General features: G+C 62.9%; 17 protein-coding genes. 10 read left to right on the forward strand and 7 right to left on the reverse strand.

Annotated features, from left to right (window positions below):
- The first annotated feature begins 32 nt into the window (after positions 1–32).
- From EB809_RS00705 to EB809_RS00725, 5 genes are all read left to right on the forward strand, one after another.
- Positions 33–1,328 carry an NCS2 family permease gene (locus EB809_RS00705; RefSeq protein WP_123632649.1) on the forward strand — a complete coding sequence of 432 codons (1,296 nt, stop codon included), beginning with the start codon at positions 33–35 and terminating at the stop codon, positions 1,326–1,328.
- A 49-nt stretch (positions 1,329–1,377) separates the two neighbouring features.
- Positions 1,378–1,920 (forward strand): adenine phosphoribosyltransferase, encoded by a 543-nt coding sequence (locus EB809_RS00710; RefSeq protein ID WP_123632650.1) that lies wholly within the window; start codon positions 1,378–1,380, stop codon positions 1,918–1,920.
- A 74-nt stretch (positions 1,921–1,994) separates the two neighbouring features.
- Complete coding sequence (locus EB809_RS00715; RefSeq protein WP_123632651.1) at positions 1,995–2,660, forward strand: fumarylacetoacetate hydrolase family protein; 666 nt, start codon at positions 1,995–1,997, stop codon at positions 2,658–2,660.
- A 146-nt stretch (positions 2,661–2,806) separates the two neighbouring features.
- On the forward strand, positions 2,807–4,147 hold the full coding sequence (locus EB809_RS00720) for an ABC1 kinase family protein (protein ID WP_123632652.1): 1,341 nt from the start codon (positions 2,807–2,809) through the stop codon (positions 4,145–4,147).
- Between the two features lie 90 nt (positions 4,148–4,237).
- A complete protein-coding gene (locus tag EB809_RS00725) occupies positions 4,238–4,771 on the forward strand; it encodes an ankyrin repeat domain-containing protein (RefSeq protein ID WP_123632653.1) in 534 nt (177 codons plus the stop codon).
- A 49-nt stretch (positions 4,772–4,820) separates the two neighbouring features.
- Here EB809_RS00725 and EB809_RS00730 read toward each other — a convergent pair whose 3' ends face one another.
- Positions 4,821–6,464: an AMP-binding protein gene (locus tag EB809_RS00730; protein WP_123632654.1), complete on the reverse strand. Its 1,644-nt coding sequence runs from the start codon at positions 6,462–6,464 to the stop codon at positions 4,821–4,823.
- 113 nt (positions 6,465–6,577) lie between these two features.
- On the opposite strand from EB809_RS00730, the gene EB809_RS00735 reads away from it, so the two are divergent.
- On the forward strand, positions 6,578–7,606 hold the full coding sequence (locus EB809_RS00735) for an AraC family transcriptional regulator (protein WP_223807754.1): 1,029 nt from the start codon (positions 6,578–6,580) through the stop codon (positions 7,604–7,606).
- 242 nt (positions 7,607–7,848) lie between these two features.
- Here the strand turns inward: EB809_RS00735 and EB809_RS00740 are convergent, their stop codons facing one another.
- Genes EB809_RS00740 through EB809_RS00750 form a run of 3 tightly spaced genes read right to left on the reverse strand, consistent with a single transcriptional unit; the run spans position 7,849 to position 10,977 of the window.
- Positions 7,849–9,030 carry a thiolase family protein gene (locus EB809_RS00740; protein WP_123632656.1) on the reverse strand — a complete coding sequence of 394 codons (1,182 nt, stop codon included), beginning with the start codon at positions 9,028–9,030 and terminating at the stop codon, positions 7,849–7,851.
- A 20-nt stretch (positions 9,031–9,050) separates the two neighbouring features.
- Positions 9,051–10,202 (reverse strand): acyl-CoA dehydrogenase family protein, encoded by a 1,152-nt coding sequence (locus EB809_RS00745; RefSeq protein WP_123632657.1) that lies wholly within the window; start codon positions 10,200–10,202, stop codon positions 9,051–9,053.
- Between the two features lie 13 nt (positions 10,203–10,215).
- Positions 10,216–10,977, reverse strand: coding sequence for an SDR family NAD(P)-dependent oxidoreductase (locus tag EB809_RS00750; RefSeq protein WP_123632658.1), 762 nt, complete (start codon positions 10,975–10,977; stop codon positions 10,216–10,218).
- Positions 10,978–11,273: 296 nt separating this feature from the next.
- Between EB809_RS00750 and EB809_RS00755 the strand changes: the two genes are divergently transcribed.
- From EB809_RS00755 to EB809_RS00770, 4 genes are read left to right on the forward strand one after another with little or no spacing between them, the layout of a single operon-like run.
- Positions 11,274–11,873: a paraquat-inducible protein A gene (locus tag EB809_RS00755; protein WP_123632659.1), complete on the forward strand. Its 600-nt coding sequence runs from the start codon at positions 11,274–11,276 to the stop codon at positions 11,871–11,873.
- Positions 11,870–12,487 (forward strand): paraquat-inducible protein A, encoded by a 618-nt coding sequence (locus EB809_RS00760; RefSeq protein WP_123632660.1) that lies wholly within the window; start codon positions 11,870–11,872, stop codon positions 12,485–12,487. Before EB809_RS00755 ends, EB809_RS00760 begins: the two co-directional genes overlap by 4 nt.
- Positions 12,480–14,129 (forward strand): intermembrane transport protein PqiB, encoded by a 1,650-nt coding sequence (locus EB809_RS00765; RefSeq protein WP_123632661.1) that lies wholly within the window; start codon positions 12,480–12,482, stop codon positions 14,127–14,129. Before EB809_RS00760 ends, EB809_RS00765 begins: the two co-directional genes overlap by 8 nt.
- Positions 14,126–14,731, forward strand: a complete 606-nt coding sequence (locus tag EB809_RS00770) for a membrane integrity-associated transporter subunit PqiC (RefSeq protein ID WP_123632662.1) — start codon at positions 14,126–14,128, stop codon at positions 14,729–14,731. The genes EB809_RS00765 and EB809_RS00770 overlap by 4 nt, the downstream gene beginning before the upstream one ends.
- Before the next feature lie 8 nt (positions 14,732–14,739).
- Here EB809_RS00770 and EB809_RS00775 read toward each other — a convergent pair whose 3' ends face one another.
- The 3 genes from EB809_RS00775 to EB809_RS00785 form a co-directional block, all read right to left on the reverse strand.
- Complete coding sequence (locus tag EB809_RS00775; RefSeq protein ID WP_123632663.1) at positions 14,740–15,723, reverse strand: aldo/keto reductase; 984 nt, start codon at positions 15,721–15,723, stop codon at positions 14,740–14,742.
- Between the two features lie 159 nt (positions 15,724–15,882).
- Positions 15,883–16,284, reverse strand: a complete 402-nt coding sequence (locus EB809_RS00780; protein WP_123632664.1) for a cupin domain-containing protein — start codon at positions 16,282–16,284, stop codon at positions 15,883–15,885.
- Positions 16,281–17,495 carry a Bcr/CflA family efflux MFS transporter gene (locus EB809_RS00785; RefSeq protein ID WP_123632665.1) on the reverse strand — a complete coding sequence of 405 codons (1,215 nt, stop codon included), beginning with the start codon at positions 17,493–17,495 and terminating at the stop codon, positions 16,281–16,283. Before EB809_RS00785 ends, EB809_RS00780 begins: the two co-directional genes overlap by 4 nt.
- Between the last annotated feature and the right edge of the window lie 221 nt (positions 17,496–17,716).

A 17,716-nucleotide genomic window follows, 5' to 3' on the forward strand; every position in this document is an offset into this window, starting at 1 on the left:
ACTGATTTCATTCACCATCCCAAGGCTGACCCATGCTCGAAAAACTGTTCCAGCTCAAGGCCCATGGCACTGATGTGCGTCGTGAGGTCATCGCCGGTATCACCACCTTCCTGACGATGGCCTACATCATTGTCGTCAACCCCAGCATCCTGTCCGCGACCGGCATGGATTTCGGCGCGGTTTTCGTAGCCACCTGTCTGGCTGCCGCCATCGGCACCCTGATCATGGGGCTCTGGGCCAATTACCCGATCGCCCTGGCACCGGGCATGGGCCTGAACGCCTTTTTCTCCTTTACCGTCGTCGGCAGCATGGGCTACAGCTGGCAGGTGGCGCTGGGCGCGGTGTTCCTGTCCGGCTTCATCTTCTTCCTGCTGAGCGTGTTCCGCATCCGGGAATGGATCATCAACAGCATCCCGATGTCGCTGCGCTTCGGCATTTCCGCCGGTATCGGCTTCTTCCTGGCGCTGATCGCCTTCAAGAATGCCGGAATCGTCGTCGATAATCCGGCCACGCTGGTCGGGCTGGGCGACCTGGAAAGCCTGCACAGCCTGCTGTTCTTCGCCGGCTTCCTGCTGATCTGCGCCCTGTCCTACCGCCAGGTCACCGGCGCGGTCATGATCGGCATCATCGCCGTGACTGTGGCGGCCATGGTCCTCGGTCAGGTGGAATACGACGGCTTTGTCTCGGCACCGCCCAGCATCACGCCTACGCTGGGACAGCTCGATATTGCCGGCGCCCTCAATGTGGGGCTGGTCAGCATCGTCTTCGCGTTCCTGTTCGTGGATCTGTTTGACACGTCCGGCACGCTGATTGGCGCTGCACAGCGTGGCGGCCTGCTGGACAAGGACGGCAAACTACCGCGCCTGGGCCGGGCACTGATGTCCGACTCTATCGCCACCATGTCCGGCGCCGCCCTGGGTACCTCGACCACCACCAGCTACATCGAATCCACCGCGGGCATCACCGCCGGCGGCCGCACGGGTCTGACGGCTGTGGTTGTGGCGCTGCTGTTCCTGGCCTGCCTGCTGCTGTCGCCGATCGCCAGCATTATTCCTCCCTACGCCACCGCACCGGCCCTGCTTTACGTGGCCGTGCTGATGACCAGCGGTCTCAAGCTGATCGACTGGGACGACGTGACCGACGCCGCGCCGGCCGTAGTCACGGCGCTGATGATGCCGCTGACCTTCTCCATCGCCAACGGCATCGCCATGGGCTTTATCACCTATGCCCTGCTGAAGATCCTGAGCGGCCGCTGGTCGCACCTCAACGCCAGCGTTGTGATCATCGCCCTGGTGTTCATCTTTAAATTCATCTTCCTGAACGGTTAAGCAAGGCGGGCGCCGGAGGTTTCCGGCGCTCGCCCCAAAAGGCAATCCAATGGATTATTTTTCCGAAAGCATCAAACAGGCGATCCGCACCGTACCGGACTGGCCCAAGCCCGGCGTCCAGTTCCGTGACATCACCACGGTGCTGCAGGATCGCACGGCATTCCGCAAGCTGATCGACGCCTTTGTCCACCGCTATCACAGCCAGGACATCGACGCGATTGCCGCCGTGGACGCCCGCGGCTTCATCATCGGTTCCGCCCTCGCCTACGAGCTCAACGCCAGCCTGGTGCTGGTGCGCAAGAAGGGCAAACTGCCGTTCGATACGCTGGTGGAAGATTACGAGCTGGAGTACGGCACGGCGTCTGTGGAGATCCACAAGGACGCGTTCAATCCGGGCGACAAGGTCGTACTGGTCGACGACCTGATCGCCACCGGCGGTACCATGCTGGCCGCAGCCCGCCTGATCCGACGCATTGGCGCCGAGATCTTCGAAGCGGCGGCGATGATCGATCTGCCGGACCTGGGCGGCTCGGCCAAATTGCGCGACGAGGGACTGCAGGTCTACACCGTCTGCGAATTCGCCGGAGATTGATTTCAGACAATTGATTCCCATTCCCGGTAGTGGCACTGTGCTGTCCTCCATTGTGTTTGAAGGACAGCACTGCCATGCATCCCTACCAGCATCTCTGGCACACCGGTAACCCGATTGAACTGCCCCTGGGCAAGATCGTTTGCGTCGGCCGCAACTACGCCGCCCACGCCAGGGAACTGAACAATCCGGTCCCTGATACCCCCCTGCTGTTCATGAAACCGGCCACCGCGGCCACCGCCCTGGAGCAGCCCGTGCGCCTGCCGCAAGGCCGGGGCGACGTGCATTTCGAAACCGAGCTGGCGGTCCTGATCGACAAGCCCCTGACGAACGCCACCGAAGCCGACGTCCGCGATGCCATTGTCGGCTATGGCCTGGCACTGGATCTGACCCTGCGCGATGTCCAAAGCCAACTCAAGGCGAAAGGCCAGCCCTGGGAACGCGCCAAAGCGTTCGACGGCGCCTGCCCCCTGTCGCCGTTCGTTCCGGCCGACGCCGTGGACCACGGCGAGCCGATCCGCTTTACCCTGGACATCGACGATCATCGCCAGCAGACCGGCACCACCGCCGACATGCTGTTCCCGATCGTGCCGCTGATCGCCCACATGAGCGAGCATTTCACCCTGATGCCCGGTGACGTTATCCTGACCGGCACGCCGGAAGGCGTTGGCCCGCTCTACCCCGGCCAGAAGCTCAGTCTGGCGCTGGGCGAGAGCATGATGGTGGACACCAAGGTCGTCTGAAGCACACCTGCGACACTTCACCCATGTGATGCAGGCCCTTCGCCGGGGCCTGCCGGCCGCGTTAGACTCAGGTTCCCCGGCAGTCGTATTGTTCAACGGGTGGCCGCGGCAGCAAAGCGGTCGACAAAGGGAGCGCGCAGAGACTCATGGCCAGGAAACCAGTCACCACACGCCGCGGACGTTTCGTGAAGCTCGCCGGGATGACCGCGTCCGTCGCCGGCCAATACGCCGGCCAACGAGCGCGCCGCCTGTTTGGCCGCGAAGATGACGAAGCAGCCCGCAGCGAACACTACACCCGCATGGCGGGCCAGATCGCCGACACCCTGGGCGAGCTCAAGGGTGCCGTCATGAAGGTCGGCCAGATTGCCTCCCAGACCCAGGATTTCCTGCCCAAGGAGTTTTCCGACGCCCTGCAGAAGCTGCAGAAAGAAGCGCCCCCGATGCCGTTCGAGGTCATCGTCGAGCAGATCGAGAACGAACTGGACAAAACCATCGGCGAAGCCTTCGAATACCTGCAGGAAACACCTTACGCCGCCGCCTCGATTGGCCAGGTGCACCGGGCCCGGCTGCAGTCCGGCGAGGACGTGATCGTCAAGGTTCAGTACCCCGGCGTGGACGAATCCTGCGATTCCGACCTGCGCCAGCTGCGCACGGCCCTGCGCCTCGGCGGATTGCTCAAGATGCCAAAAGAGAGCGTGGACCAGCTCTTCGGCGAGATCCGTGAGCGTTTGCAGGAAGAACTGGATTACGAGAACGAGGCCCGCAACCTGCGCCAGTTCCGGGAATTCCACGCCGACGATGCCAAAGTCATCATTCCGGCGGTCATCGACAGCCATTCAACGCGCCGTATCCTGACCCTCGAACTGGTGGAAGGCGACCACATCAGCGAAGTCACGGCCGACCGCTACGACCAGGCCACCCTCAATGAGATCGGCACCCGCATCTTCCACACCATGGCGGACCAGTTGTTCCGCTTCCACGCCATCCACGGCGACCCGCATGCCGGCAACTTCGCCTTCCGCCCGGACGGCACGCTGATCATGTACGACTTCGGCTGCGTCAAGAAGCTCAAGCCGGCCATCGTCGAGGCCTATCGCAAGGCCTTGATTGCGGCCCTGAACGAAGATTACGAAGCCCTCGACCGCCACCTGATCGACCTGGGCGCCCGCGTCGGGAGCCAGCCGGCGGTGGACGAAGACTACTACGCCATGTGGCGGGATATCCTGATCAAACCTTTCGACACCAACGCCCCTTACGATTTCGCCCAATCCGAGATCCACAAGGACGTCGCCGCCAAGACCACGACCGTTTTCAAGTACCTGGACTACTTCAAGCCTCCGGTGGAAAGCATCTTCATCGACCGGATGATTGCCGGCCATTACTGGATGATGAAGCGTCTCGGGGTTCAGGCGGCGTTCCGGCCCGAGTTGGAAGCCTATCTTCACCCCAAGCGCCGTAAAGCACGCTCGGCGACGGAAAGCGGTTAGGAAACGCCAGCCACACTCACACCGCTTGGCAAGCCGCGCTTCAAGCGGGACAATCAGTCCCCTAAACCGATACCCGAGCAGGAGCTTTCCATGAGCAACGACCAACCCGGTCAGCCGCAACAGCCCAGCAATGAGCTGGACGAAGACGCCATCGCGTTTGCCGAAGGCATTTTCGACCTGGCCCGCAATGGCGGCACCCAGATGCTCGCGCCGCTTCTGGATGCCGGGGTGCCGCCGGACATCCGGACCAGCAGTGGCGACAGTCTGCTGATGCTGGCCAGCTATCACGGCCATCTGGAAACCACGCGTCTGCTCCTGCAGAAAGGCGCCGATCCTGACCTACCCAATGACCGTCTGCAGACCCCGCTGGCCGGCGTCGTCTTCAAGGGAGAGATGGCGATCGTGAACCTGCTGCTGGAAAAAGGGGCCGGCGTGGATAGCCGGCCCGAAGGTGCCAAGACACCGTTGATGTACGCAGCGATGTTCAACAATGCAGAGATGGTCGAGCGCCTGCTCGAAGCGGGCGCCGACCGGGACGCGGTCGACGCCGAAGGCAATACCGCCTTGTCCCTGGCCAAAGCCATGGAGGCGGGGGATGTCATAAGATTGCTGGAAGCGGATTAAAACCCGGCACCTCGTCGCCGGTACCGGGTTAATACGAATCAGGCAGCCGTCATGCTTCCTCGGCGGCCTGTTTGCGCAGCAGGAAGCGCTGGATCTTGCCGCTGGAGGTCTTCGGCAACTCGGTGACGAACTCGATTTCCCGTGGGTAGGAGTGAGTCGACAGCCGCGTGCGCACATGCTGCTGTAGCCGTTCGGCCAGATCGTCCACGCCGTCGAATTCCGGCCGGGTGACCACGTAGGCTTTCACGATGGCGCCGCGTTTCTCGTCCGGTTTGCCCACCACGGCACTTTCCACCACCGCTTCGTGCTCCAGCAGGCAGCTCTCCACTTCGGCCGGACCGATGCGATAGCCGGCCGACGTAATGATGTCGTCGTCCCGGCCGGTGTAGGAATGGGAACCGTCACCGTTGCTGACCACTACATCCCCGGTCAGGTAATACTTGCCGCGGAACGGGTCCTTCTCGTTCCAGGTGTAGCCCTGGAAGAAGAACAGCGGAGATTGTTCGCGATCCACCGCCAGTTCGCCGGTCTCACCCGGCGCCACTTCATTCCCCTGGGCATCCAGCGCCACCAGCCGGTATCCGGGAATCTGGTAGCCCATGCTGGCATCGCGATGGGTGTGTTCCAGTTCGTGGAAGTTGGCGGACGTCATGCCGGTTTCGGTCTGACCGTAGTGGTCGCAGACGACGCAGTCCAGCGCCCGCTTCACCCACGTTATGACTTCCGGGTTCAGCGGCTCGCCAGCGCTGCTGGCCACCCGCAGGTCGATTTCCGGGTAATCCTTCAGAAGATTCTCGTTCGCCTTGAGCAGCCGGTACGCGGTTGGCGCCGCCGCCAGGTTGGTGATGCGGTACTTGCGCAGGAATTCGAAGGTGTTTTCCGCGGTAAACCCGGCTTCGTTGAAATGGGTGGTACAGCCCAGAAGCAGCGGCCCGACGATCGCGTAGTACAGGCCGTAAGCCCAGCCCGGATCGGCTACGTTCCAGAAGTTGTCGGACGGGCGCAGCCCCACGGCATAGCGCATGTACATGTCGAAAGCCGGTAACGCCCGGACCGGTACCGCCACCCCTTTGGACTTGCCGGTGGTGCCGGAGGTAAACATCTGCAGGAAAGGCTCTTCCGGGCCCAGCTTGACCGGCTCGAAGGTGTCCGCCTGCTTGGCCATCTCCTCCCCGAACAGGACGTCCGGCGTGCCGTCGACCGCGTCGCGACTGTCGGCAACGAGCATGGTTTTCGGCAGTCCTTTCACGTCGGCCAGTTTGGGCCACTGGGCCGGGTTGGTGACGATCAGCTTCGATTGTGCCTTTTCCAGACGGTATTCGATCGCCCCGGAGCCAAAGGCGGTAAACAGCGGCTGGTAGACCGCACCGGCCCGCAGGGTGCCCAGCACACAGATCAGCAATTCCGGCGTTCGGGGTAACAGGCAGGCGACCCGATCACCGCGGCCAATGCCCTGTGATTTGAGGAAACCGGCAAACCGGGCCGCGCTCTTCTGCAACTCGGAAAAGGTCATTTCGCCAGAGGTGCCGTCGGCCCGTTCGTAGCGCAGTCCAACCCGATCAGGATCGTCGGCGTGGCGGTCGCAGATTTCCTCGCAGACGTTCAGGCCGTCGTTATAATCGCCCCGGAACTGCTGTAAGATCGGGTCCACCGAAAACGTCTCGGCGAACACATCGTAGCGGGTTGCATCCATACTGATTCACCTTGTTCTTGTTGGTCTGATGACGTCAGATTAGGCAACCCCCGATGGGAACAGAATGACAGGATCGGGCAGATAACTTAACAAGTTTTGCGCGGGCCCCGTGCATGAAATCGGCAGACTCAACCTCCATGGACAACCTGACCTTCTCGCCCCATTACGCCCGGGCCGCCCTGCGCGGACTGGAAGCGGCGAAAGGCAACTGTGACGCCCTGCTGCGCAGCCGTGGCATTGACCCGGACCTCGTCCGTGAACCCCGCGCCCGCATCCCCACGGATCAGTTCATCCGCCTGTTCCGGCTGGCCTGGAAGGAACTGGACGACGAGTTCATGGGCCGCACCACCCACCCCTGCCGGGTCGGCCATTTTCATCTGATGGGTTCGCTGGTGGTGCACAGCGCCAACCTGGAAGAGGTGCTGCACCAGAGCATTCGCTGCTACCGGCTGTTCTCGGACGACATCGAGATTTCGCTGAACCTGGACGGTGACGAGGCGGAACTGAGCCTGGCCCACCATCATCCGGAACTCGATCCGGACCAGTTCCTGGTGGAATGGCTGCTGATGGTCTGGCACCGGCTGGTGGGCTGGCTGATCGGCCGCAAGATCGTGCTCAGCCACGCCACCTTCAAACACCCGCTGCCGGGCCACTTCGACGAATACCGCTTCGTGTTTCCCTGCCAGTGCTATTTCGAGCGCAAGCGCAACAGCCTGTTTTTCAGCAAGAACTACCTGACCATGCCGGTGGTCCGTACGCCGGAGGAACTGGACGACTTCATCCTGAGTTCACCGCGGGACCTGATGATCTGGACGGCGGACGACGACAGTCTCAGCACCCGGGTGCGCCGGTTACTGGAAACCTGCGAGGACTCGCGCCTACCCAACCTCGACTGGGTGGCGGAGCAATTGCACATGACGTCCTACACGGTCAGCCGCAAGCTCAAGTCCGAAGGCAGTGCCTATCAGCAGATCAAGGACAACCTGCGTCGGGATCAGGCGGTGATCATGCTGACGCGACAGAACCTGAGTGTGGCGGAGATTTCGACGCAGCTGGGGTTTGCCGAGCCCGGAGCGTTTTCGAGGGCGTTCAAGCACTGGACGGGGCTGAGTCCGCTGGCTTATCGGCAGCAGGACCAGTGAGAGTGTTCATTTAGAGCTTGATGGGCGTCGGCTCCCCCTCTCCCTCCAAACCTCCGCTCCACGCCCCGGCCCGCCAGGGGAGAGAGGCTTCAAATCCAGCTCGGGGCAACTTGGCCACTATGGAGCAATGAGATAAAACCATTGGCACCAGGCAGCCGGAAAAGAAGCCCCTCGCCCCTGGCGGGAGAGGGGTTGGGGAGAGGGGGGAAGGCGCCAAAACGAAGCTTCGACGCCACCACGAATTACAGCAGCTCAATCGCCACAGCCGTCCCCTCACCGCCACCGATACACAGCGACGCCACGCCTTTCTTCAGTCCCCGCCGTTTCAGGGCATGGATCAGCGTCACGATGATCCGTGAACCGGACGACCCGATCGGATGTCCCAGGGCGCAGGCGCCGCCGTTGACGTTCACCTTGTCCGCATCCAGCCCCAGTTCGTTGATGGCCAGCAGCGCCACCACGGCGAACGCTTCGTTCACTTCGTACAGGTCCACGTCGTCTTTCGACCAACCGGCCTTGTCCAGCACCTTCTGGATCGCACCAATCGGCGCCAGGGTAAATTCCGCCGGCAGTCGCGCATGGGTGGCGTGGGCGACGATGCGGGCCAGCGGTTTCAGGCCACGCTGGCTGGCTTCCGCCTCGCTGGCCAGCACCAGGGCCGAGGCGCCGTCGCTGATGGAACTGGCGTTGGCCGCCGTCACCGTACCGTCTTTCTTGAACGCCGGCTTCAGCGTGGGGATCTTCTCGGGGCGGGCCTTGCCCGGCTGTTCGTCGGTGTCGACCACCGTCTCTCCGCCACGGCCGGGTACGGTGACCGGCACGATCTCGTCCTGGAACCCGCCGTTCTCGATGGCCGCCAGCGACCGGTTCAGCGAGCTGATCGCAAACTCGTCCATGGCTTCCCGGCTGATCTTGTACTCGTCCGCACTGCGCTGGGCGAACACGCCCATCAGGCCGCCTTCGTAGGCGTCTTCCAGGCCGTCAAAGAACATGGAGTCGATCACCTGGCCGTGCCCCATGCGCATGCCTTCCCGGGCCTTGGGCAGCAGGTAGGGCGCCTGGCTCATGTTCTCCATACCACCGGCGATCATGATGGTGCTCGTGCCCGCCTTGATCTGGTCATGGGCCATGATGACCGCCTGCATGCCGGAGCCGCACATCTTGTTGACGGTGGTGCAGCCGGAGCTGTCCGGGATGCCCGCCGCACGGGACGCCTGACGCGCCGGCGCCTGGCCGAGACCGGCCGGCAGCACACAGCCCATCACCACTTCATTCACGTCCGCTGGCACCAGGCCGGCGCGTTCGATGGCCGCCTTGATGGAGACCGCCCCCAGCTCCGGCGACCGGACCGGGCTCAGCGCCCCCAGCATGCCGCCCATCGGGGTGCGGGCGGCGCCAACAATCACGACATCTGAATCAGACATAGCTTATTCCTCAATTCCGGTTACTTGCCCAGCAGGGAGCGGGCGATGACTTCCTTCATGACTTCGGAAGTGCCGCCATAGATGCGTTGCACACGGGCATCGGTAAACGCCCGCGAGATCGGATATTCCGTGGTGTAGCCGTAGCCGCCGAACAGCTGCAGGCAGCCATCCGCCACCCGGCACTGCATCTCGGTGGCGCTGTACTTGGCCATGGACGCTGTGGCGGCATCCAGTTCCCCTTCGCTGTACTGCTCGATGCACTCGTTGATAAAGGCCTGGTTGACCCGGTAGTCGGTCTCCATCTCCGCGATGCGGAAGCGGGTGTTCTGCAGCTGCTTGAGCTTCTGGCCGAACAGTTCCCGCTCGTCGGCGTAGGCGATGGTCAGGTCCAGGGCACCGCGAGCCGCGGCACAGCCCAGCGCACCGATCACCAGTCGCTCCCGGGGGAGTTCGGTCATCAGGTAGACGAAGCCCTTGCCTTCTTCACCCAGCAGGGCTGACGCAGGCACCCGCAGGTCCTCGAAGAACAGCTCCGAGGTGTCGCCGCAGTGCTGGCCAATCTTGTTCAGATTGCGGCCACGGCTGAAGCCGGGCAGCGAGGTGTCTACCAGGAACAGGCTGATACCGCGGGCGCCGGCCGACGGATCGGTCTTGGCGGCGACGATCACCATGTCGGCGTGCTGGCCGTTGGTGATGAAGGTCTTGGAACCGTTGAGGATGTAGCCGCCGTCACCGTCCGGCTTGGCGCTGGTGCGCATCGCCTGCAGGTCGCTGCCGGCACCGGGTTCGGTCATGGCGATGGCGCCCACCACCTCGCCACTGACCAGCTTCGGTAACCAGTGTTGTTTCTGCTCTTCCGAGGCGATGTTGGTCAGGTACGGCGCGACGATATCGGAGTGCACCATCACGTTGGTGGCCAGCGCGCCGAAGCCCATACGCGCCAGCTCGGCGCCCACGACAATCGAATAGTCGAACGGCACGCCCACGCCGCCATAGGCTTCCGGCACGTCGACACACAGCATGCCGGCCTCGCCAAAGGTCCGCCACAGCTCACGCGGTACGATGCCTTCCTCGTCCCAGGCATCGTAATGGGGCTGGACCTGGCTCTCCAGGACCTTCACCACCATGTCGCGGAACATCGCCCGCTCTTCTGGTTCACGAATCGGTTTCATGCTGACCTCCGGCCTATTTCGGCGCCATCCGCAGCGCGCAGTCCAGACGGACCACCTCGCCGTTGAGGATCGGGTTCTTGACCATCTGCTCGACCATCATGCCGAACTCCTCCGGCTTGCCCAGGCGCTGCGGGAACGGCAGCGTCGCCGCCAGGTTGTCCTGAACGTTCTGCGGCATGCCGGCCATCATCGGCGTCATGAAGATACCCGGCGCGATGGTGTTGACGCGGATGCCCTGGCGGGCCAGCTCACGGGCCGCCTGCAGGGTCATGGACACCACGCCGCCCTTGGAGGCGCTGTAGGCCACCTGCCCGATCTGGCCTTCGTAGGCCGCAACCGAGGCCGTGGAGATGATGATGCCCCGCTCGCCGTCGGCATTGGGCTCACGCTGCATCATGTCCGCCGCGGCGAGCCGCATGATGTTGAAGGTGCCGATCAGGTTGACCTGGATAACCTTGCTGAAATCCTCCAGCGGCATCGGGCCTTCCTTGCCGACAATTTTCGCCGCCGGGGCAATACCGGCGCAGTTCACCGCGATGCCGCAGGGGCCGTGAGCTTCACGCGCTGTGGCGATCGCCGCTTCGGCACTCTCAGCCGAGGACACATCGCACTTGACGAAGATACCGCCAACCTCTTCGGCCACGGCGCGACCGCGCTCTTCCTGCAGGTCGAGGATAGCTACTTTGCAGCCTTCCGCCGCCAGTGCGCGAACGGCGCCCTCACCCAGCCCGGAAGCGCCACCGGTGACGATGGCGGGTACACCTTTGAATTCCATAATCGCCTCTTGTTCTTCGTTGGCTATTTCGGTCAGACACCCGGACGGCGCCTGAATTCAATCGATACCCACAGTGTGGCTCAGTCCCCGCCGGCAGGGCCATGACAAGATCAGGCAGGAAATTTGATAAAAACTGGAGCACCGGGCGCTACAAGGCAACCGACCGGAACCGGATTGGTCGGGAACCAGTGGCTGAACGCACATTAATCCCGCCAGTCGCCGGAACGTGTCAGAATCCATTGGAATTCCGGTAACCTGTGCCAGTCACCCCGGCAAATCACAGCTAATCTTAGGGCATGAGTGATAACAACCAGCTGATCATCTGCGAGTACTGCGATGCGGTTTACCAACGTCCGACGCTGGCCCGCCACCAACAGGCCCACTGCGTGCGCTGCGGCGGCCTGCTGGCGCGCCCTCATCTCTTCCATGTCGATCATCTGCTGGCGCTGTGCCTGACCGCCATCATGCTGATCGGCTTCCTCAGCTTCTATCCGGTGCTGGTCATCCGCACCGGAGGCCAGTCCCATGCGGCCACCCTGGTCGACGCGGTCTGGGCCCTGACGAAGGGGCCAACGGACATGCTGGCCCTGGTGGCGGCCTTTTCCATCGTCATTGTTCCCGTCACCCAGGTCGCCCTACTGACCTGGCTGCTGGGGTTTGCCCATTTCCGCCAGCGGGCGCCGGGATTCCGGGGCTGCATGCGCTGGCTCGCAACGCTGGGCCCCTGGAGCATGCTGGAAGTCTTTCTGCTGGGCGCGCTGGTCGCCGTGTTCAAGATCAGTGGCCGGATCGATGTATTGCCGACGATGGGCCTGCTCGCCCTCGGCGGGTTGAGCTTGCTGATCATCGGCATGGCCGGTCGGGACGTGCAACGCCTGTGGGATGAACTGCCATGACCGTGCCGGTTGCCGCCGAACTGGGCCTGTGCCTGTGCCACCGCTGCCACCAGGCCTGCGATCTGGAGACCAGCCCACACACCTGCCCCCGCTGCGGCGCCCACCTGCACAAGCGCAAACGCAACGCCATCACCCGCACCTGGGCGCTGATGCTGACCGCACTGATCCTCTACATCCCCGCCAACGTGCTGCCGATCATGCACACGACGTCTTTCAAGGGCGACTCGACGGCGACCATTCTGGGCAGTGTCGTGACCCTCTGGCGAGACGGTGCCTGGGACATCGCCACCATCATTTTTATCGCCAGCGTCGGCGTACCGGTGACCAAGTTCCTGGTCCTCGGTCTGCTATTGTGTACCGTTCACAAGGGCAATACGCGCTCACGCCGGGACAGAACCCGCCTCTATCGAGGGCTTGAGCTGATAGGCTACTGGTCTATGCTCGATGTATTCGTGGCTGCGCTGCTGACGGCGCTGGTCCAGTTCGGCGCACTGGGGACCATCGAACCCCGACCGGGTATTCTCTTCTTCGGCCTGGTGGTCGTGCTGACCATGCTGGCCACCCTGAGCTTTGATCCACGATTGATATGGGACACGGATACCCACGATGACTAATGGAACGACGCCGCAGTCGCCCGCCGAGGCAGACGTCAAGTCCCGTCGCTGGAGCTTGTCACTGGTGTGGCTGGTGCCGCTGGTGGCGGCCCTGGTCGGACTCTCGATGCTGATACGCGCCTGGCACGACGCCGGCCCTACCGTGGAGGTCACCTTTGAGACCGCCGGCGGGCTCACACCCGGCCAGTCCCAGGTGAAATACCGCAATGTGGTCATTGGCGAAGTGTCGGCCATCCGTCTCAGCCAGGATCACAAGAAAGTGGTCGTCACCATCGATCTGGATCGCGACGCGAAAGACTTTGCCCGCAAGGACTCGCGCTACTGGGTCGTGCGCCCCCGCATCGGCACCGGCGGCGTCTCCGGGCTGGATACCCTGCTCTCCGGTGACTTTATCGCAGCCGACCCGGGCGATTCCGATCAGCACGTCACCCGCTTCGAGGGCCTGGAAAACCCGCCACCGGTCACCTACGGCGAACCGGGCAAGCGCTACCGCCTCAAGGCCGGCGATCTGGGCTCGCTGGATATCGGCTCACCCATCTATTACCGCAAGGTGCGTGTGGGCCAGGTGGTCTCCTACGAGTTGGACGACACTGGCGACGGTGTCGACGTAGACATCTTCATCAACGCGCCCAATGATCAATATGTCACTGCAGACACCCGATTCTGGAACGCCAGCGGCATCGATATCGGCGTCAGCGCCAATGGGCTGGAACTGGATTCTGAATCGCTGCTGTCCGTACTGACCGGCGGGGTGGCATTTTCCACACCGAAGCGGGAGTCCGATAGCGCCCCGGCCGGGGCCGGCACCGAGTTCCAGCTCTTCTCGGAGAAAAGCGTGGCGCTATCGCCCGGCAAAGGGCCGGCCCAGCGGATCCGGATGCGATTCGACCAGTCCCTGCGCGGCCTAAAGGAAGGTTCGCCAGTGGAGTTGATCGGCAAGGAGATCGGTGAGGTCACCCGCGTCACCCTGGATTACGACGCCAGCAGCAAGACGTTCCCGGTGATTGTGGACGCCCGCATCTATCCCCAGATGATGGGGCAGGCCTACGGCAAACTGCTGACCGACATCCGCCAGCCGGCCGGCAATGCCGACGAGGTCCCCAGGCTGTTTGAAGATCTGGTAAACCAGGGTTTGCGTGCCGAAGCCCGGACCAGCAACCTGCTGACCGGCCAGCTCTTCGTGGCACTGGAGCTGTATCCGGACGCCCAGCCGGTCGAGTTTGATGTGACCCTCGATCCCATCCAGATTCCCACCCGTCCGACCAGTCTGGACAAGTTGCAGGAACAGCTCACCCGACTGGTGGACCGGTTCAGCAAGATTCCGTTTGAAAGCATCGCCAACAACATGAACGGCAGCCTCGCCGAGCTTCGCAAGACGTTGAGTTCCATCAACAGCGACGTCATGCCCTCAGCCCTGCAGACCCTCAAGAGCATCGATGGGGTGATGACCGACATGCGCTCGACGCTAAACCAGGCAGCAGACGCCCTGGACCCGTCGTCGCCGGAACGCACGCGCATCGGCCATGCCCTGGACGAAGTGGAGCGCATGTCCCGTTCCGTGAGGGAGCTGTCCGACTACTTGCGCCGACATCCTGAATCCATGATCCGCGGGCGCTCGCAGCCGGTAAGGAGTGACCAGTGAGGAAACCTTTTACACGCCGTCCCAACGCCGTACTGGCAACCAGCGCCCTGTTGGGAATCGTCCTGACCTTCACGGGGTGCAGCAGCAGTCCACCGGTGCGCTTTCATACGCTGGTTCCGCCGGCTGACGCCGCGGAGGCGACGGGTGAGGAGGCGCGCATTACGGTGGAGAACGTCACGGTGCCGCCGCAGGTTGACCGCACGGCACTGGTGTTGCGGTCGGACCGGAGTCAGCTGCAGGTGCTGGAATCGGACTGGTGGGGCGCGCCACTGCCCCAGGAAATCCAGAGCGCCCTGACGGTCTCACTCAACCCGCCGCAGGCCAGGGACAGCCGGATCCATGCCTGGATCAACATCACCCGGTTTGAGGCCATACGCAACGATCAGGCCTGGCTGGATGCGGACATCCGCCTCGACAACCGCGATACCGAAGCCCAGCTCAAGCAACTGAACTGCACCACCCGCATCCGGCGCCAGGCCGGCCCGACCGTCACCGACACCGTTCTGGCCCAGCAGGCCAACATCGCCACCCTGGCCGATCGGATCCGCGCCCAGGCCAAACGCCTGCTGGCCGGCGACGACAGCTGTCCGCCGCCGGTCTGAGCCACGGATTACTGGTGTCCGGCCACCGCGTGCGGGACGTAGGGGCTTTCCAGGATCGTCCTTTCCTCGTCGCTCAGGGTGATGTCCAGGGCGGCGATGGCGTCATCCAGATGCGCCTCCTTGCTGGCCCCGACAATCGGCGCGGACACCACCGGGTTGGACGCCACCCAGGCCAGCGCAATCTGTGCCATGGGCAGTCCGCGCTGTTCGGCGACGCTGCGCAGGGCTTCGATCACCGGCGCGTCGATATCGCTGCCCAGGTGCCATTTGCGAGTCATCTGGTCGGTGCGGGCGCGGGTGCTCTCGCCGCCTTCGCCCTGGGTGGTCTTGCCGGCGAGAACGCCACGAGCCAGCGGGCTCCAGGGAATCACGCCCACGCCCTGATCGGCGCATAACGGGAACATCTCCCGTTCCTCTTCCCGATAGACCAGGTTGTACATCGGCTGCATGGTGACGAATTTCGTCCAGCCGTTGCGCTCGGCCACGTGCTGGGCCTTGGCGAACTGCCAGGCGAACATGGACGAGGCGCCGATGTAGCGGACCTTGCCGGCCTTCACCACATCGTGGAGCGCTTCCATGGTTTCTTCGATGGGCGTGTCGTAGTCCCAGCGGTGAATCTGGTAGAGGTCAACATAGTCGGTGCCCAGCCGTTCCAGCGACGCATCGATGGCGTCCATGATGTGCTTGCGGGACAGGCCGCGGTCATTCGGACCGTCACCCATCGGGTTATAGACCTTGGTGGCCAGCACGAACTGGTCACGCCGGGCGTAGTCCAGCAGCGCCTTGCCCACGACCCGCTCGGATTCCCCGACCGAATACATGTCGGCGGTATCGAAGAAGTTAATCCCCGCATCCAGCGCCTTCTTGATGAAGGGCCGGCTGGCCTCCTCGTCCAGGACCCAGTCACGCCATTCCGGCGTACCGTAGGTCATGGTCCCCAGACACAATGGTGACACCTTCATACCGGTTGAACCCAATCGGCGATATTCCATGGCAACCTCCTTCGGGTGGTTCGGTGTTTTCAAGGTCATGCACAGGCGAGCTTGAGAGGGGGTCGCTTTGAGTCGGCCAATACGCCGGCCAGCGACGAGTCTTGTGAGTTCATGCTGAACCGATGACGCCGCACCCGCAACCATTGACGATCACGGGGATCAATCGCCGAGGTTGCCGCGGTCCATCGGCGCCGGATCGATATCGGCGTAATCCTTCGGTTCAAAACGGGGCGTGCAGAGGGCGAGAAACACCAGATCACGATCGCCGGTATTGCGGATGCGCTGACTGGCACCGGCCGGGATGATCACGACATCGCCCGCTTTAACGGGCCCGGCGACGGTCTCCCCCACTTCGACCCAGCCTTCGCCGTCCAGGATCACGTAGCGCTCGACCTGATGCGCCAGACGATGCAGGCGGGTGATGCATCCAGGTTCCACACGGGCCCGGGCGATGGACAGGGCGGGATCGTCCACCGAGTTCGAGAGTTCCAGGATGAAACAGCCTTCCTCGAAGAAATACTCGGCGGAGGCATCCGGCGATGTGATGCGAGCCTGGCTCATGACACACCTGTCGTCCCGACCGACGGCACCGCCTCATGACGAAGCGAGCGCAGCATGAACCCAAACGACACGGCGGCGCAGGCCGCCATGGCCAGCACAACGGCCAGCAGCGTGTGTGGCAGCAGCGCCGAGAGCGCGCTTATCGTGCCGGCAGCACCAAACTGGGCCGCACCCAGCAATGCCGCTGCGGTGCCACCACTGGTGGGAAAATGCTCCATGAAACAGGCCTGGATGTTGGGCGAAATGGCGCCCATGACCCCGATCGTCAGCATCATCGCAGCAAGGAACCCATAGACGGGCCAGTTCAGCGCAGCGGCCGCTACCAGCAGGAGGGCACCCAGCCCCTGCAAGGCACTCGCCATTTGCAGGACACGCAGCGACGGCAGGCGGGACAACAGCGCACGATTGGTCAGGTTCACGCAGAACATCGCCACGATGTTGGCGCCGAACAACAGCGCAAAGGTCTGCTCGGATTGGCCGAAATGCTCCTGGTAGATGAACGAGGCGTGGGTGATGAACAGCATCATCACCGAGAACGACCCGATCTGCCAGAAAATGAAGGGCAAGGCCCGGGTGTTGGACAGCACAGAGGCATACCGCTTCAGGATGCTCATTCTGACCGCCGTGCCGGGTACCGCGACCGGATCGCGGAACACTGTCCCGAGCAGAACCGGCACCACGAGCACAGCGTACAGGGCCAGGAAGATGAAAATCACGTTCCAGGGCCCGATGGCCAGCAGGGTGCTGCCGATGCTGGGGGCAATCCCTGGTGCGATCACCATGATCAAACCAATCATGGAGAACAGCTTGGCCGCATCCTGACCGCTCACCCGATCGCGCACCAGCGCCGGCACCGAGACCAGCACCCACCCGGCTCCGATGGCCTGCACGGCTCGCCCGACCAGAAACACCGCCAGGGCATCGGTGAATGCCAGCCACAGGCTGGCGATCGAAAAGATGGCGAGGCCGGACATCAGGACCACCTTGCGACCATAGCGATCCGAGAGGGCCCCACCAATCAACTGACCAAAAGCGAGGGAAAAGATGTAGACCGACACGCTCAGGGAGACTTGCTGGGAGGACACCCCCAGGGAGTCTGCAATCTCGGGAAACGCAGGTAGATAGGTATCCACCGAAAACGGCCCGAGCATCATGGTCGAGGCCAGCGCAAAAATGAGTGAAAAGCGAACGTGCGGTTCCGTCTTCGACATGCAGCATCCAATTCAGCGGGTAACGATAATCACTCGCAAACTATAGATTGATTCGCTAACGACATAAATTGACAAAAATGCTTACTATCATTCAGATAGAATCCGTGTACAGCCTTAATTTAGCGTGCAGACCCGCCGAAGACAGACCGCCATCAGGATCTGGCGCACCTCCATTGCGGAATCCCGACCAGATTCAAAAAAACGCTGATGGCGGCCTGCCC

This window comes from Marinobacter sp. R17 (genome assembly GCF_003789045.1).
Taxonomy (GTDB): Bacteria; Pseudomonadota; Gammaproteobacteria; order Pseudomonadales; family Oleiphilaceae; genus Marinobacter_A; species Marinobacter_A mangrovi.

What these genes read in the sequence shown, in the direction of transcription:
- EB809_RS00755 (WP_123632659.1), top strand. Translation starts at nt 11,274, where the DNA reads ATGAGTGATAACAACCAGCTGATCATCTGCGAGTACTGCGATGCGGTT.
- EB809_RS00780 (WP_123632664.1), bottom strand. Translation starts at nt 16,284, where the DNA reads ATGAGCCAGGCTCGCATCACATCGCCGGATGCCTCCGCCGAGTATTTC.
- EB809_RS00785 (WP_123632665.1), bottom strand. Translation starts at nt 17,495, where the DNA reads ATGTCGAAGACGGAACCGCACGTTCGCTTTTCACTCATTTTTGCGCTG.
- EB809_RS00750 (WP_123632658.1), bottom strand. Translation starts at nt 10,977, where the DNA reads ATGGAATTCAAAGGTGTACCCGCCATCGTCACCGGTGGCGCTTCCGGG.
- EB809_RS00735 (WP_223807754.1), top strand. Translation starts at nt 6,578, where the DNA reads ATGAAATCGGCAGACTCAACCTCCATGGACAACCTGACCTTCTCGCCC.
- EB809_RS00745 (WP_123632657.1), bottom strand. Translation starts at nt 10,202, where the DNA reads ATGAAACCGATTCGTGAACCAGAAGAGCGGGCGATGTTCCGCGACATG.
- EB809_RS00765 (WP_123632661.1), top strand. Translation starts at nt 12,480, where the DNA reads ATGACTAATGGAACGACGCCGCAGTCGCCCGCCGAGGCAGACGTCAAG.
- EB809_RS00725 (WP_123632653.1), top strand. Translation starts at nt 4,238, where the DNA reads ATGAGCAACGACCAACCCGGTCAGCCGCAACAGCCCAGCAATGAGCTG.
- EB809_RS00715 (WP_123632651.1), top strand. Translation starts at nt 1,995, where the DNA reads ATGCATCCCTACCAGCATCTCTGGCACACCGGTAACCCGATTGAACTG.
- EB809_RS00775 (WP_123632663.1), bottom strand. Translation starts at nt 15,723, where the DNA reads ATGGAATATCGCCGATTGGGTTCAACCGGTATGAAGGTGTCACCATTG.
- EB809_RS00730 (WP_123632654.1), bottom strand. Translation starts at nt 6,464, where the DNA reads ATGGATGCAACCCGCTACGATGTGTTCGCCGAGACGTTTTCGGTGGAC.
- EB809_RS00760 (WP_123632660.1), top strand. Translation starts at nt 11,870, where the DNA reads ATGACCGTGCCGGTTGCCGCCGAACTGGGCCTGTGCCTGTGCCACCGC.
- EB809_RS00705 (WP_123632649.1), top strand. Translation starts at nt 33, where the DNA reads ATGCTCGAAAAACTGTTCCAGCTCAAGGCCCATGGCACTGATGTGCGT.
- EB809_RS00740 (WP_123632656.1), bottom strand. Translation starts at nt 9,030, where the DNA reads ATGTCTGATTCAGATGTCGTGATTGTTGGCGCCGCCCGCACCCCGATG.
- EB809_RS00720 (WP_123632652.1), top strand. Translation starts at nt 2,807, where the DNA reads ATGGCCAGGAAACCAGTCACCACACGCCGCGGACGTTTCGTGAAGCTC.
- EB809_RS00710 (WP_123632650.1), top strand. Translation starts at nt 1,378, where the DNA reads ATGGATTATTTTTCCGAAAGCATCAAACAGGCGATCCGCACCGTACCG.